Source organism: Komagataeibacter europaeus LMG 18890, assembly GCF_000285295.1.
GTDB lineage: Bacteria > Pseudomonadota > Alphaproteobacteria > Acetobacterales > Acetobacteraceae > Komagataeibacter > Komagataeibacter europaeus.
This window is the reverse complement of the sequence record NZ_CADP01000005.1, coordinates 28,546-41,937: the sequence shown is the minus strand read 5'-3', so window position 1 is coordinate 41,937 and position 13,392 is coordinate 28,546. Positions and strand designations below refer to the sequence as shown.

Genomic DNA, 13,392 nt, shown 5'->3' with positions numbered 1-13,392 from the left:
AAAGTTTTTGGTGAAGCCTTTTTCAAAAAGCTTCGAAAGAATGCCGCTTTTTAAAAAAGGCGGCACCCGAAAACCTTTATTTTCAAATACTCCCCCAGGACAGGGGGGCGGAAAGATCAGTTGGCGCTGCCCGGCAGCGTCAGGTTTCCCGGCGGGGGGGAACGCAGTTGCGGCGTGGCCGCCGGTGTCGCGCTGTCCCCGTCATCGGATGGATAGCCGCTGGGGAAGATGGCGTCCGGTCCCTCATTCGCGGGTCTGGGGGCCGCCGGTGCCGGGGCGGGCGTGGAAGGCGCTGCGGCCGGGAGGTCGGTCGGTCCACCGCCAATGGTCATGGTACTGGTGTCCGGGGCGGGTGTGGCCTGTGTGGTGGGGGCGGGCTGTGGTTCCTCGCTCCCGTCCAGTGGCTGCGCGACGATGCCGCTGGGCACCTGTCCCTGTCCGGTGACCAGCCAGTTGCCCAGATTGTTGCGGATCTGGTTTTCCAGTTCCCGGCTCATGTCCACCAGCATCATGTTGGTGAGGGTATTCAGGTTTTCCGGCGTGTCGCTGTTACCGTGCTTGCGCTTCGGATCATAGGACCGGGTCACCTGGGCCACGGCATAGCCCGTGCGACGGCCATCGGCCGAGGTCACGTCCAGATGCACGTTCAGCTGCCCATCCAGTATGCCGCCCGGCTCATGCAGGATGGAGGCCCGGTCGATGGTGAAAACGCCTTCGCCCCCGCTGCCGGCGGCAATCAGCCGGTCATGCGCCATCTGCTTGAGAAGCTGGTCGGGCGGGTTGGGCGCGCGGCCTGACAGGTCGCCCGGCACCAGCCCCGGCTGCCCCCGGTCCACGATTGATATGGACGCGACATTCAGGTTCAGCGGCTGGGCGTCACCATATTGCGGTCCCTCGAACGTGGTGGGGGCGTCATTATGATGGCTGCGGCTGTAGGCATGATCGCATAATGGCAGCGTCATGAACGGCAGGCTGGCCACAAATGCTGCGCGCAGGCTGCGGCGCAGGGCAGGGGCAAAAAGCGTCGAACGGTTCGGTCGCATGGATTGTATCCCGGTAACAGCATGCGCGCGCGGCGCGTTAGGTCAGATCAGGCCTGCAAGCGTGCCATGGTACGCGCTGGTGGAACAGGGGCAGGCGCTATCAGGCCGCCTTGCCGCCGATCTCGTCACGCTGGAAGTGGAAGCTGTGGTTGCAGAACGAGCAGTTCATGGTGATCGTGCCATCCTGCGCCATGTGGTCCAGGTCATCCAGCGGGAAGGTTTCCAGAATGCCCGACAGGCGCGCGCGCGAACAGCGGCAGCCAAACGCCAGCGCGCGCGGCTGGCCCGCGATCAGCCCTTCGGCATGGAACAGGCGGTACAGCAGGTCCCCCGATGAAAGACTGTCATCCAGCACCTCGCGCGCCGTCAGTGTCGTGGCCAGCGTGACGGCGGTTTCCCACGCATCGTCGCCGTCTTCGGTCGTGATGTCATTGTCCACGCCGCCATCCATGGCGATCTTTTCCATCACCAGCGCGCCCGAACGCCAGCCTGCGGGCGTTTTCTCACAGAACAGCCTGACCCAGCAGGCATGCTGTTCGCTGGTGGCGAAGTAATGCGCGGCCATTTCCGACAGGCTTTCGCCATTCATCTCGACAATGCCCTGATGAATGTCGGTGTCAGGCCCCTGATCGACGCTGAAGGCAATGTAACCCTTGCCCAGCAGCTGGCTTGCGGTCGGGTTGGGCGTGGTTTTCAGCAGTTCGGCCACCTGTTCGTCATCCGAACGGGCATGGAAACGCAGCGCGCCGGAATCGGTGCAGTCGGCCAGCAGCAGGCTGACCGGGCCATCGCCCTTGGCCTGCAGGGAAAACGATCCCTTGAACTTCAGCGAAGATGCAAAGGCCGCCACCAGCGCCAGCGCTTCCCCCGCCAGCCGCAGCACGGCATCGGGGTTGTCATGGCGGGTCAGCAGCGTGTCGGTCAGCACGCCGGGACGCACAAGACGACCGCGCACTGGCCGGTGGTCCAGATAGAACGGCACGACACCCTGCGGCACGACCAGGTCGGGCGTGTCGGGGCGGCTGGCGTCCAGAAAGGCGGGGGAGGGATTATTGGTAGTCATGGCAGAAACCCGCAGCATCACGGCCCCCGTTGCCGGGGGTGTGGGTCATCAGAGATTGGCGGTAATGTCCGCCTCCAGCGCGGCGAGGCGCTGGTCGAGGTCCTTCAGCTGGCCGGACGGCAGCAGCCCGTCCGCCTCCAGCGTGGTCATGGCGCGCTGGCGGCAGCGGTCATGTTCCATATCCAGGTCTTCCGTGCGGCCCGCGCCGGCAATGCAGTCCAGATAGGCGTCTCGCACCGCGTCAATGCGGGTGTCAAGGACGGGCAGGGCGGCAAAGATATCGCGCACGCTTTTTTCCGCCCAGCCGGGGACTTCCGGCGTATCTTCAGTGGCGGAGGGCAGGGCGGGCTGTTCGGCCGGTCCGGTCATGCCGTGGGTTCCTTTCCATATTGCTGCCAGTTTTCGCCACACAGCGCCCAGACAAGGATGCCCTTCTGCGCATGCAGGCGATTTTCGGCCTCGTCGAACACGACGGAATGCGGGCCTTCAAACACGTCTTCCGTCACCTCTTCCCCGATATGGGCAGGCAGGCAGTGCAGGAAAAGGGCATCGGGCGCCGCATGGGCCATCAGGGCCGCATTGACACGGTATGGCTCGAATGCGCTGATGCGCTGTGCCGATTCCTTGTCGGACATGCTGACCCATGTATCGGTAATGACCGCATCCGCCCCCCTGACGGCCGCCACGGGATCGGTCGTGACCGTGATGTCCGCCCCATGTTCGCGCGCCCACGCCACGGCGGCGACCGATGGCGCGTGGGTCGCGGGGGTCGCCAGGCGCAGGTGGAAGCCGAACAGGGCCGCTGCCTCGATAAAGGACGTGGCGACATTGTTGCCATCGCCCACCCATGCCAGCGTGCGTCCCCTGATCGGTCCGCGATGTTCCTCGAACGTCATGATGTCGGCCATGATCTGCACCGGGTGCGAATCCGGCGTCAGGCCGTTGATGACGGGAACGCTGCTCCACCGGGCAAGCTGGCGCAGGTTTTCCGTCTTTCCGGTGCGCAGCACGATGGCGTCAACAAAACGCGACAGCACGCGGGCGGTATCGGCAATGCTTTCCCCCCGGCCCAGCTGCATGTCGGCGGGGGAGAGCAGGATCACGTTCCCGCCCAGCTGCTGCATCCCCACTTCGAACGAGACGCGGGTGCGCGTGGACGGCTTGGACAGCATGAGGCCAAGCGCGCGCCCATGCACCGGCAGGGCCGGGTGTAGCGGGCGGGCGCGATGGTGCTGCATGCGCTTGATCCCGGCCGCGACATCCAGGATCGCGCGCAGGGTCGCGGGATCAAGGTCACGCAGGTCAAGGAAATGGCGCGGGGTCACGTGGGTGGGGTTATGCAGCGCGTTCATGCCACGTTCTCCGGCCTGGCGGCGGCGACATGGGCGCGTACCCGCTGGGCCGCGCGGTCCAGCATGGACAGGGCATTGGCGCAGTCGGCCTCGGTCACGGTCAGGGGCGGCAGCATGCGCAGCACGTTGTCGCCCGCCGTGACACTCAGCATGCCTTCATGGATGGCGGCATTCTGCACCAGCGCCACATCGGCCTTGCACTTCAGGCCGATCAGCAGCCCCAGCCCGCGACGGCTGGCAAAGACATCCGGATAGGTCGCGCATAGCTGGTCGATACCCGCATCCAGCTGGGCCGCCCGTGCGCGTACCCCTTCAAGGAAGCCGGGGGCAAGCAGGATGTCCAGCACCGCATTCGCGGCGGCGCAGGCCAGCGGGCTGCCGCCAAAGGTCGTGCCGTGGCTGCCGGGCGTCATGTGCCTGGCGATGGTTTCGGTGGTCAGCACCGCGCCCATGGGAAAGCCGCCGGCAATGCCCTTCGCGGTGGACAGGATGTCAGGCGTGATATCGGACCATTCATACGCGAACAGGCGGCCCGTGCGACCCATGCCGCACTGGACTTCATCCACGCCAAGGAACAGGCCGAATTCGTCACACACCGCGCGCAGTTCGCGCATGAAGCGCGGGGTGGCGACATGGATGCCACTTTCGCCCTGCACCGGCTCGATCATGATGCCCGCCGTCTCCGCCCCGATGGCGTCACGCACGGCGTTCATGTTGTTGAGCGGCACATGGTCGAATCCCTCCACCCGTGGGCCGAACCCATCGAGGTATTTGGGATTGCCCGTGGCCGACAGCGTCGCCAGCGTGCGCCCGTGGAACGCGCCGTTGAAGCAGATGATGCGCGTGCGTTCGGGGTGGCCGGACTTGGCCTGCGCGCGGCGGATCATCTTGATCATGCCTTCGTTGGCTTCCGCGCCGGAATTGCAGAAGAAGGCGCTGTCGGCAAAGCTGTTGGCCACCAGCCGCTGCGCCAGAAGCTCGGCCTGCGGCACGCGGTACAGGTTGGACACATGCATCACGCGCTGCGCCTGCTGTGTAATGGCGCCGACAAGATGCGGGTTGTTGTGCCCGACCGAGGAGGTGGCGATGCCGGACCCGAAATCGAGGAATCGTCGCCCGTCCACCGTGTACAGCCAGGCACCTTCGCCGCGCTCGAAGGCGAGGTCGGCGCGATTGTAATTCGGCATCAGGGCGGAAATCATGGAACAGCCTTGTGATTTCAGGTCAAAGAAAAAGGATCGGGATTCAGAAACGAAAACGGCCCACCGCCATGGGGGTGGGCATATTCCGTTTTCCGATTTCTCCGGCTACTAACGGGGGTGGCGATCCAACGCGCCGTCCTGTCTCCGTATGTCAGTCCGGAAAGGAGGAAGAATATGGCCCGCCTGTGTGAAATGCAACCTTCGCGCCATTTCCGCCCCCGCCATGGCCATGGCAGCCATACATCCGTGCATAATGATGGGCGCGGCCGCATGGCTGTGGCACAGTAGGGAACATGGTCGCCCGTCCTTCCCGTTCCGCCCCCCGACCGCTTGCCACCGTGCCGGATGCAGCCGGGCTGCGGGCCGTGGCGCTGGCCTATCTTGCACGTTTTTCCGCGACCCACGCGGGTGTGGAACGGATGCTGGCCCGTCATATCGACCGCTGGGTGCGGCGCGCGGTCAGCAGCGGCATGGATGAAGATGACGCGGCCCGCGCCGTGCAGCCTGCGCGCGGTGCCATTGCCGGTATCGTGACCGATATGGAGGGGCTGGGCGCGGTGGATGACGCCCGCTTTTCCGAATTCCGCGCCCGTTCCCTTGCCCGCGCGGGTCGCTCGCGCCGCATGGTCGCCGCCCATCTGGGCGCGCGCGGCGTGGATGAGGCCACGGTAAGCCACGCGGTGGAGGAAGCCCTTGGTCCCCGTGATGGGGAAGGGCAGGAAACCGAACTGGCTGCGGCCCTTGTCTTTGCCCGCAAGCGGCGTGCCGGCCCTTTCGTGCGCCCCGATGCGGACGGGGCCGAGGTGGACAGGCGCTACCGCCGTGCAATGGACGCCATGGCGCGGGCGGGTTTTACCCATGATACGGCGCGCAGGGCGCTGGACATGGAACTGGGTGAGGCGGAGGACAGGATCATGCGCATGAGGATGGCATGAAGTGCGTATCAGCGCGGATCATGGCGGTGGGCGGCCTGCTGTCGCTTGCGGCCTGTGCCGGGGGAGGCAGCGGGCATGGCTGGCACGGGGCGGTGCAGTGCGCCCCCTATGCACGGCAGGTCACGCATGTACAGCTTAGTGGCGCCGCCGCGTCATGGTGGGGACAGGCGCAGGGCCATTATCCACGCACCCATGCGCCCAGAGCGGGGGCCGTGCTGGTGTTCCGCGCCACGGGCCGCCTGCCCGACGGGCACGTATCCGTCGTGCGTTCGGTGCGCAACCCGCGTGAGGTGCTGGTGGATCAGGCCAACTGGGTGCCCGGACGCATTGGCCGGGGTGAGCCGGTGATCGACGTATCGGCCCGTAACGACTGGTCGCGGGTAAAGGTCTGGTGGTCCCCCATTCACGACATGGGCAAAACCGTCTATCCTGCTTACGGGTTTATCCTGCCGGCAGGCTGACCGGGGGCGGTGGGGGTGCTTGCATATCACCGGCTCTCCCCTCACATAGGCGGGGAAGGGCAGGCCGCCGCCATATGGGATGGCGGATGGACAATACGGTATTTTGCGTCATGGACGCGGATCGAGGGATGCGATGGGTAGCTTGAGCTGGGGACATTGGCTGATCGTGCTGGCGGTGGTGCTGGTACTGTTTGGCGGCGGTGGGAAGATCAGTTCGCTCATGGGTGACATGGCGCGCGGGATCAAGTCGTTCAAGAAGAACATGGCGGATGACACCCCGGAGGAACCGGTGCCGACCGGCCATATCCAGGGACCGGGCAAGGAAAAGGACGCCTCCTTTACCGAAGCACCGCAGCATTCGACCAACAACGTGAAATGATGATGGACCGCGCGCCGGTGGCGCGTGGATGGGCGGCGTAATGGACAAAGCAGTGTTTCCGGCCGGAGCGTACTGCCGCGCGGTGGAACAGATCATTGCGGCAGGGCGGCGCATGGACCGTTTCGGCTGGGTACCCGCTACGGCGGGCAATATCAGCATCCGCCTGCCCGATGGCAACCTGGCCATCACGCGGTCTGGCGGCCACAAGGGGCTGCTGGGGACGGACGGGGTCATATGCGTCGATGCGGCGGGCAGGCCCCTGACCACGGGCGACCGGCCCAGTGCGGAAACCCTGCTGCATTGCCAGATCTATGCCCATGACCCGCGGGCGGGCGCGGTGCTGCATGGTCATTCCGTCGCCTCCACCGTGCTGTCGCGGCTGGGGGGGGATGCACTGGTACTGGAAAATTACGAAGTCCAGAAAGTATTTGCGGGCCAGAATACCCACGCCGCACGGGTGCGCGTGCCCATATTCGACAATGACCAGGACATTGCCCGCCTGTCCGGTGTCGTGGCGCCCCATCTGGATGGCATGTGCGCGGGCTACATCATCCGTGGCCACGGGGTGTATGCGTGGGGGGCGGACATGGATGCCGCGCTGGCCCGGCTGGAAGGGCTGGAATTCCTGCTGGCCTGCGAACTGGAAGAAAGGAAGCTCCGATGAGCAGCCTGAACGTCTATGCCGACAACAATCCCGGCACGCCCATCATCTACCTGACCGACCCGAAGCGGATCGCATCCGAGCTTTCGGCGATCAACGTGCGTTTTGAACGCTGGGACAGTCCCGTCGTCCCCCCGCGCACCGCGCCCGAAGCCGAGGTGCTGGACGCCTACCGTCCCTATCTTGACCAGTTGATGGGCGAGACGGGTGCGGGTTCGGCCGATGTGCTGCGTGTCGGCCCCGAGACGCAGGGCTGGGCGCAGGCGCGCGGCAAATACCTGTCCGAACACGTCCATAGCGAGGACGAGGTCCGTTTCTTTGTTCACGGGCAGGGGGATTTCATCCTGCATGTGGGCGGGCGCGTGTATGACGTGCGCTGCACGGCGGGCGACCGGATTTCGGTGCCTGCCGGCATTCCCCACTGGTTTGATGGCGGGGAGACACCGGATTTCGTGACCCTTCGCGTCTTCACCAACCCGGACGGGTGGATCGCGCAATATACAGGCAGTGACATCGCGGCCCGCTTCCCCGTTGAAGCCTGACCCGCACTGAGGGAGATGAGAACGTGACCCAGGCCACGCAGCCGCCAGTACGTGCGGTGCTGCTGGATATTGAGGGAACGACCATACCGGTTTCCTTCGTCCATGACATATTGTTCCCCTATGCCCGCAAGGCGCTGCCCGCATTGCTGCGCACGAAGGCGGATGATCCGGCCGTGCGCGCGCAGGTGGAAGAAATCGCCCGCCTTGCCCCCGGTGTGCCGCCCCTGCGCCAGCTGGAGGCATGGATGGATGCCGATGCGAAGGTCGCGCCCCTGAAGGCGCTGCAGGGCATGGTCTGGGCGCAGGGTTATGCCGATGGCGTGCTGAAGGCCACGCTGTACCCGGACGTGACGCCTGCGCTGCGCTGCTGGGCGGCGGCGGGACTGGCGCTGGCGGTCTATTCATCCGGTTCGGTCGCGGCACAGAAGCTGATCTATGGGCATACGACCGATGGTGACCTGAGCAGCGTGTTCGTCGGCTTCTACGACCTGCAGATGGGCAGCAAGCGCGAGGCGCGGAGCTATACCAGCATCGTGCAGGACGCGCAGTGGCAGCCGGGCGATGTGCTGTTCCTGTCCGATGTGGTGGCCGAACTGGATGCGGCGGCGGAAGCGGGCCTGCGCACCTGCCAGATCGTACGTCCGCAGGATGGCACGCAGCCCGGGACCACGCATCCCGTCGCCGCGACGCTGGATGAGGTCGCCGCGCGGTTCGGCCTGCCCCGCGCGGTGCAGGCATGAAGGCGCATCTGCATACCGACTGGCGCGATATTCCCGATACCGCGCGGGGGGCCGTGGCGGCGCTGGGCAATTTCGATGGCGTGCATCTGGGCCATGCCCACCTGATACAGGCCCTGCACACGGCCCGGCCTGACCGCAAACTGGCCGTCGTGACGTTTGAGCCGCACCCGCGTGAACTTTTCCGCCCGCAGGACCCGCCCTTTCGCCTGACACTGTCGCAGGAACGCTTTGCCGCGCTGTCCGCACTTGGTGTCCAGCATGTGTTCCAGATCGCGTTCGACCGTGAATTCAGCGCCATGAGCGCCGAGGATTTCGTCACCCGCGTCCTGCATGAAGGGCTGGGGCTGCATCATGTCGCCTGCGGCATGGATTTCGCCTTTGGCCACCGCAGGCGGGGCAATGTCGCCTTCCTGACTGAACGGACCGCCGAACTGGGTATCGGCCTGAGCGTGGTGCCACCGCTGTCCGATGCGCTGGGTCCGTATTCATCCAGCCGGATCCGCAGGCTGCTGCAGGATGGCTACCCCGAACGCGCGGCGGAGGAACTGGGCCGCCCGTGGTCGATTCGTGGCGTGGTCCAGCATGGGGACAAGCGTGGCCGCCTGCTGGGCTTCCCCACCGCCAACATCGCGCTGGGCCGCCATCTGGAACCCGCGCGCGGGGTGTATGCCGTCAGCGTGCGCATGGCCGATGGCGGCGTCTATCCCGGCGTGGCCAATATCGGGCGCAGGCCAACCATCAATGACGGGCAGGAAAGCCGGCTAGAAGTCCACCTGCTGGGCTTTTCAGGTGACCTGTATGGCCAGACCCTGTCGGTGGCGCTGCATACCCTGCTGCGTGCTGAACGCCGGTTTGACGGTCTGGATGCGCTGAAGGAACAGATCGCGCGCGATTGCACGCAGGCGATGGCGTACCTGTCCACCCATGAATTCGCGCCCGTAACCGCCAGAACTTGACCCCGTGCCGCCCGCGTCCCCATAAGGTTGCCCTGCATGGTGGCCGCCGGTCATGCATGCACTTCCCCTTGCCAGAAGAACAGAACAGGCCATGTCCGAGTCAAAACCACAGGATCTCTACCGGGAGACGGTCTTCCTGCCGACCACTTCCTTTCCCATGCGGGGCAACCTGCCCAGGCGGGAGCCGGAGATTCTGGCAGGGTGGGAGAGCGAGAAGCTCGATGACCGCCTGTTTGAACAGGCGCGCGGGCGTGACGTGTTCATGCTGCATGATGGCCCGCCCTATGCCAACGGGCACCTGCATATCGGCCACGCGCTGAACAAGATCCTCAAGGACGTGATCAACCGCGCTCACCGCATGTCGGGATACGGTATCCATTACGTGCCGGGCTGGGACTGTCATGGCCTGCCGATCGAATGGAAGATCGAGGAAGAATATCGCAAGCGCGGGCAGGACAAGGACAGCGTGCCGGTCCTGCAGTTCCGCGCCGAATGCCGCGCCTATGCCCAGAAATGGCTGGATATCCAGGCGGCCGAGTTCCGCCGCCTGGGCGTGCAGGCGGAATGGGCCAACCGCTACGCCACCATGGATTTTTCGTCCGAGGCGGCCATCGCGGGGGAAATCGGCAAATTCCTGCTCAACGGCCTGCTGTACCGTGGCCTGCGCCCGGTCATGTGGAGCCCGGTTGAAAAGACCGCGCTGGCCGAAGCCGAGATCGAATACCGCGACCACGAATCCACCGCCATCCACGTGGCCTTCCCCTTCGTGACCGATCCCACGCCGGCAAAGGCGCTGCAGGACGTGGCGGCGGTGATCTGGACCACCACGCCGTGGACCATTCCCGCCAACCGTGCCATCGCCTATGGCCCCGACATCACCTATGCCGTGGTGCGTGTCGATGGCGTGGGCGACAATGCGACGCTGGAACCCGACGCCCGCGTGCTGGTGGCCGAGGACCTGATCGTACCCTTCTGCGAGGCAGCGGACATCACCGCCCACCACGTACTCTACACCCTGCCTGGCAGCGCGCTGGAAGGCGCCATCTGCGCCCACCCGCTGCGGGGGGAGGGTTATGATTTCGACGTGCCGCTGCTGCCCGGCGCGCATGTCACGACCGAAGCGGGCACGGGCCTGGTCCACACTGCCCCCGCCCATGGCGAGGACGACTTCAACCTTGGCCGTGCCTACGGGCTGGAAATCACCGAAATGGTGCTGGGGGATGGCCGGTATGCCGACTGGGTGCCGCTATTTGCCGGTGGCCATGTGTTCAAGGCGGCCGAACCGGTGTGCCAGGCCCTGCTGGAAGCCATGCAGCGCGCCGTGGCGGCGGGCACGGCGCCGTGTGGCCTGGTGGCGCGGGCCGTGCTGGTCCATTCCTATCCCCATTCATGGCGTTCGCGCGCGCCGATCATCTATCGCGCCACCCCGCAGTGGTTCATCAGCATGGATGGCGAAGGCCACCTGCGTGAACGCGCGCTGACGGCGCTGGAAAAGGTGACGTTCGTGCCCGCGCAGTCACGCAACCGCCTGACATCCATGGTGGCGGGCCGCCCCGACTGGTGCATAAGCCGCCAGCGCGCCTGGGGCGTGCCGATTGCCGTGTTCGTGGAAAAGCGCACGGGCGAGGTCCTGCGCGACGCCGCGGTGATGGAGCGCATCGTCACCGCCTTCCGCGCGGAAGGGGCCGATGCGTGGTACAGTTCCCCCGCCGCGCGTTTCCTTGGTGAAGGCCGCAACCCCGACGATTACGAACAGGTGTTCGATATCGTCGATGTGTGGTTCGAAAGTGGATCGACCCATGCCTTCGTGCTGGGTCATGGCGACATGCCATTCCCCGCCGACCTGTACCTGGAGGGGTCCGACCAGCATCGTGGCTGGTTCCAGTCGTCGCTGCTGGAAAGTGTCGGCACCCGTGGCGTCGCCCCCTACAAGGCGCTGGTCACCAACGGATTCGTGCTGGATGAGCAGGGCCGCAAGATGTCCAAGTCACTGGGCAACGTCATCGCGCCACAGGACGTGAATGACAGCCTCGGGGCCGATATCCTGCGCCTGTGGGTCATGAACTCCGACACGAATGATGACCTGCGCATCGGCAAGGAAATCCTCAAGCAGCAGGGTGAACTCTACCGCCGCCTGCGCAATACGCTGCGCTGGCTGCTGGGCGCGTTGGACGGCTTTACCGAAGCCGAGCGCGTGCCGTTCGGGGAACTGCCCGAACTTGAACGCTGGGTCCTGCACCGCATGTCCGAACTGGGCAGCCTCGTGGCCCGCGCGGTGGAAACGCATGAATGGGTGGGTGTCTATCCCGCGCTGCATGGCTTCTGCGCCGCCGACCTGTCGGCCTTCTATTTCGACGTGCGCAAGGACACCATCTACTGTGATGGCGCATCCAGCCTGAAGCGCCGCGCGGCGCGCACCGTGCTGGACCAGTTGCACCGCTGTCTGTGCGCATGGCTGGCCCCCGTGCTGGTCTTCACGGCGGAGGAGGCATGGCTGGCCCGCCCCGGCAATGCCGAAAGCATCCACCTGCAGCCGTTCCCTGAACTGCCGACGCAGTGGCATGATCCGGAACTGGGGGACCGCTGGGTCATGCTGCGCGCGGTGCGCCGGGTGATTACGACCGAAATCGAGACCGCGCGTCGTGACGGCATGGTCAAGTCATCGCTGCAGGCGGCGCTCGACCTGCCGTTGTCGGAAGCGGAAGCCGCACGGTTTGACGGCGTGGACTGGGCGGAACTGACCATCGTCTCGCAGGCGGATGTGAGCATCATCGCGGGTGCCGGCTCGATCTACCTGGGCGAGGACGGGGCGCAGGAAGGCGTGCCGCATGGCATTCCCACCATCAGTGTCGCGACGGGGCATAAATGCGCGCGCTGCTGGAAGGTGCTGGAGGAAGTGGGACAGGACAAGGCCCACCCCGAACTGTGCCTGCGCTGTGTCGATGTGGTGCGGGACGGGGCGTAACCTTCATGAACAACCGTGTTCTGGGCGGCGCGTGCCTGCTGGGCGCGCTGGCGGCCGACCAGGCCAGCAAGTTCTGGATACTTGATATCTATGACCTGCCCGCGCGTGAAAGCGTGCCGTTGCTGCCGGTGCTGAACCTGACGATGGTATGGAACCATGCCATCACGTTCGGCATGCTGGGTGGTGCCGGGGCCGCCGGGCGCATCATCTTTTCCGTCGCGGCGCTGGCGATCGTGGCGGGCCTGTCGGTATGGCTTGCGCGCACGCCGCGCCGGTGGGTGGCGGTTGCGCTGGGCATGATCATGGGCGGGGCGATCGGCAATGTCATTGACCGGTTGCGCTTTGGCGCGGTGGTTGATTTCATTGACGCCCATGCCTTTGGCTGGTCATGGCCGGTGTTCAATATCGCCGACGCCATGATTGATTGCGGTGTTGCGATCCTGATTATCGACAATATGCGTAATCGCGATGCAAACTAGGGGAGGCGCGGCCTGCACATGCTTGCCGAACCGTTCCACTAACGGTAATAGGCGAGATATGGCGATTTCTGCTTTCAGACCCCTTTCCTGTGCAATGCTTGTCTCGGGCGGCTTCCTGTTGTCGGGCTGCACCGGTGCCGATGTTTCGCGCGCCTTCGGGCTGGAGCGGAGCCTGCCGGACGAATACACGGTCACGACCCGTGCGCCGCTGTCCATGCCGCCGTCCGATGAACTGGGCGCGCCCAACAGCAACGCCATCCAGCGCGCGCAGGATACCAACCCGCGCATGCAGGCGCTGGAAACGCTGTCCCCCAATGTGGCGCTGCAGGGCGCTGATGGTACCGACAGCGCAGGCCAGACCGCGCTGGTGGGTGAAGCGCAGGTTGCCTCCAATGCGGAGGACAAGGGCGAAATGGGTCGCGCCGACACCAGTTTTGTTGACAAGCTGATGTTCTGGCATGGCGGCGGAGCCGGTAACCTTGTGAACGGCAAGGCGGAGAATGCCCGCCTGCGTGAGGATTCGGCCCTTGGGCGCAACCTGACGCAGGGTGCGACCCCGACCGTCAGCGGTCCCAAAAAATAAAACGGCCTGACCGTGCCCCCGGCGGGTGCGC

At 65.3% G+C, this 13,392-nt stretch carries 15 protein-coding genes; 10 read left to right on the top strand and 5 right to left on the bottom strand.

Features of this window, described 5'->3' with window-relative positions:
- Positions 1–116: 116 nt before the first annotated feature.
- The 5 genes from GEU01_RS03750 to GEU01_RS03730 all read right to left on the bottom strand — a co-directional run bounded on the left by GEU01_RS03750 (position 117) and on the right by GEU01_RS03730 (position 4,660).
- Entirely contained in the window at positions 117–1,043 is a 927-nt protein-coding gene (locus tag GEU01_RS03750; RefSeq protein ID WP_019084999.1) for a hypothetical protein, read from the bottom strand.
- Between the two features lie 100 nt (positions 1,044–1,143).
- Positions 1,144–2,124 carry an Hsp33 family molecular chaperone HslO gene (gene hslO, locus GEU01_RS03745; RefSeq protein ID WP_019084998.1) on the bottom strand — a complete coding sequence of 327 codons (981 nt, stop codon included), beginning with the start codon at positions 2,122–2,124 and terminating at the stop codon, positions 1,144–1,146.
- A 30-nt stretch (positions 2,125–2,154) separates the two neighbouring features.
- A complete protein-coding gene (locus GEU01_RS03740) occupies positions 2,155–2,475 on the bottom strand; it encodes a hypothetical protein (protein WP_019084997.1) in 321 nt (106 codons plus the stop codon).
- Positions 2,472–3,458, bottom strand: a complete 987-nt coding sequence (argF, locus tag GEU01_RS03735; protein ID WP_019084996.1) for an ornithine carbamoyltransferase — start codon at positions 3,456–3,458, stop codon at positions 2,472–2,474. The genes GEU01_RS03740 and argF overlap by 4 nt, the downstream gene beginning before the upstream one ends.
- Entirely contained in the window at positions 3,455–4,660 is a 1,206-nt protein-coding gene (locus tag GEU01_RS03730) for an aspartate aminotransferase family protein (RefSeq protein WP_019084995.1), read from the bottom strand. Before GEU01_RS03730 ends, argF begins: the two co-directional genes overlap by 4 nt.
- A 293-nt stretch (positions 4,661–4,953) precedes the next feature.
- Here GEU01_RS03730 and GEU01_RS03720 point away from each other — a divergent pair, with 293 nt between their 5' ends.
- The 10 genes from GEU01_RS03720 to GEU01_RS03675 all read left to right on the top strand — a co-directional run bounded on the left by GEU01_RS03720 (position 4,954) and on the right by GEU01_RS03675 (position 13,361).
- On the top strand, positions 4,954–5,595 hold the full coding sequence (locus GEU01_RS03720) for a regulatory protein RecX (protein WP_019084993.1): 642 nt from the start codon (positions 4,954–4,956) through the stop codon (positions 5,593–5,595).
- The gene (locus tag GEU01_RS03715; protein WP_019084992.1) at positions 5,592–6,056 is read left to right on the top strand and encodes a CHAP domain-containing protein; all 465 of its coding nucleotides are present in this window, start codon (positions 5,592–5,594) and stop codon (positions 6,054–6,056) included. The genes GEU01_RS03720 and GEU01_RS03715 overlap by 4 nt, the downstream gene beginning before the upstream one ends.
- 133 nt (positions 6,057–6,189) lie before the next feature.
- On the top strand, positions 6,190–6,435 hold the full coding sequence (locus tag GEU01_RS03710; protein ID WP_026018475.1) for a twin-arginine translocase TatA/TatE family subunit: 246 nt from the start codon (positions 6,190–6,192) through the stop codon (positions 6,433–6,435).
- 40 nt (positions 6,436–6,475) lie between these two features.
- Positions 6,476–7,099, top strand: coding sequence for a methylthioribulose 1-phosphate dehydratase (locus tag GEU01_RS03705; protein WP_010508147.1), 624 nt, complete (start codon positions 6,476–6,478; stop codon positions 7,097–7,099).
- The gene (locus GEU01_RS03700; protein WP_019084990.1) at positions 7,096–7,638 is read left to right on the top strand and encodes a 1,2-dihydroxy-3-keto-5-methylthiopentene dioxygenase; all 543 of its coding nucleotides are present in this window, start codon (positions 7,096–7,098) and stop codon (positions 7,636–7,638) included. Before GEU01_RS03705 ends, GEU01_RS03700 begins: the two co-directional genes overlap by 4 nt.
- Before the next feature lie 23 nt (positions 7,639–7,661).
- Positions 7,662–8,378 carry an acireductone synthase gene (gene mtnC, locus GEU01_RS03695; protein WP_010508149.1) on the top strand — a complete coding sequence of 239 codons (717 nt, stop codon included), beginning with the start codon at positions 7,662–7,664 and terminating at the stop codon, positions 8,376–8,378.
- Entirely contained in the window at positions 8,375–9,334 is a 960-nt protein-coding gene (locus GEU01_RS03690; RefSeq protein WP_019084989.1) for a bifunctional riboflavin kinase/FAD synthetase, read from the top strand. The genes mtnC and GEU01_RS03690 overlap by 4 nt, the downstream gene beginning before the upstream one ends.
- Positions 9,335–9,425: 91 nt before the next feature.
- The gene (ileS, locus tag GEU01_RS03685) at positions 9,426–12,299 is read left to right on the top strand and encodes an isoleucine--tRNA ligase (RefSeq protein ID WP_019084988.1); all 2,874 of its coding nucleotides are present in this window, start codon (positions 9,426–9,428) and stop codon (positions 12,297–12,299) included.
- Between the two features lie 5 nt (positions 12,300–12,304).
- Positions 12,305–12,778, top strand: a complete 474-nt coding sequence (gene lspA / locus GEU01_RS03680; RefSeq protein WP_010508154.1) for a signal peptidase II — start codon at positions 12,305–12,307, stop codon at positions 12,776–12,778.
- Positions 12,779–12,872: 94 nt separating this feature from the next.
- On the top strand, positions 12,873–13,361 hold the full coding sequence (locus GEU01_RS03675) for a DUF3035 domain-containing protein (RefSeq protein ID WP_019084987.1): 489 nt from the start codon (positions 12,873–12,875) through the stop codon (positions 13,359–13,361).
- Positions 13,362–13,392: the final 31 nt, after the last annotated feature.

Bases quoted from the DNA above. Each gene is read 5' to 3' on its own strand.
- GEU01_RS03750 (WP_019084999.1), bottom strand. From the start codon at position 1,043: ATGCGACCGAACCGTTCGACGCTTTTTGCCCCTGCCCTGCGCCGCAGC.
- hslO (WP_019084998.1), bottom strand. From the start codon at position 2,124: ATGCTGCGGGTTTCTGCCATGACTACCAATAATCCCTCCCCCGCCTTT.
- GEU01_RS03740 (WP_019084997.1), bottom strand. From the start codon at position 2,475: ATGACCGGACCGGCCGAACAGCCCGCCCTGCCCTCCGCCACTGAAGAT.
- argF (WP_019084996.1), bottom strand. From the start codon at position 3,458: ATGAACGCGCTGCATAACCCCACCCACGTGACCCCGCGCCATTTCCTT.
- GEU01_RS03730 (WP_019084995.1), bottom strand. From the start codon at position 4,660: ATGATTTCCGCCCTGATGCCGAATTACAATCGCGCCGACCTCGCCTTC.
- GEU01_RS03720 (WP_019084993.1), top strand. From the start codon at position 4,954: ATGGTCGCCCGTCCTTCCCGTTCCGCCCCCCGACCGCTTGCCACCGTG.
- GEU01_RS03715 (WP_019084992.1), top strand. From the start codon at position 5,592: ATGAAGTGCGTATCAGCGCGGATCATGGCGGTGGGCGGCCTGCTGTCG.
- GEU01_RS03710 (WP_026018475.1), top strand. From the start codon at position 6,190: ATGGGTAGCTTGAGCTGGGGACATTGGCTGATCGTGCTGGCGGTGGTG.
- GEU01_RS03705 (WP_010508147.1), top strand. From the start codon at position 6,476: ATGGACAAAGCAGTGTTTCCGGCCGGAGCGTACTGCCGCGCGGTGGAA.
- GEU01_RS03700 (WP_019084990.1), top strand. From the start codon at position 7,096: ATGAGCAGCCTGAACGTCTATGCCGACAACAATCCCGGCACGCCCATC.
- GEU01_RS03690 (WP_019084989.1), top strand. From the start codon at position 8,375: ATGAAGGCGCATCTGCATACCGACTGGCGCGATATTCCCGATACCGCG.
- ileS (WP_019084988.1), top strand. From the start codon at position 9,426: ATGTCCGAGTCAAAACCACAGGATCTCTACCGGGAGACGGTCTTCCTG.
- lspA (WP_010508154.1), top strand. From the start codon at position 12,305: ATGAACAACCGTGTTCTGGGCGGCGCGTGCCTGCTGGGCGCGCTGGCG.
- GEU01_RS03675 (WP_019084987.1), top strand. From the start codon at position 12,873: ATGCTTGTCTCGGGCGGCTTCCTGTTGTCGGGCTGCACCGGTGCCGAT.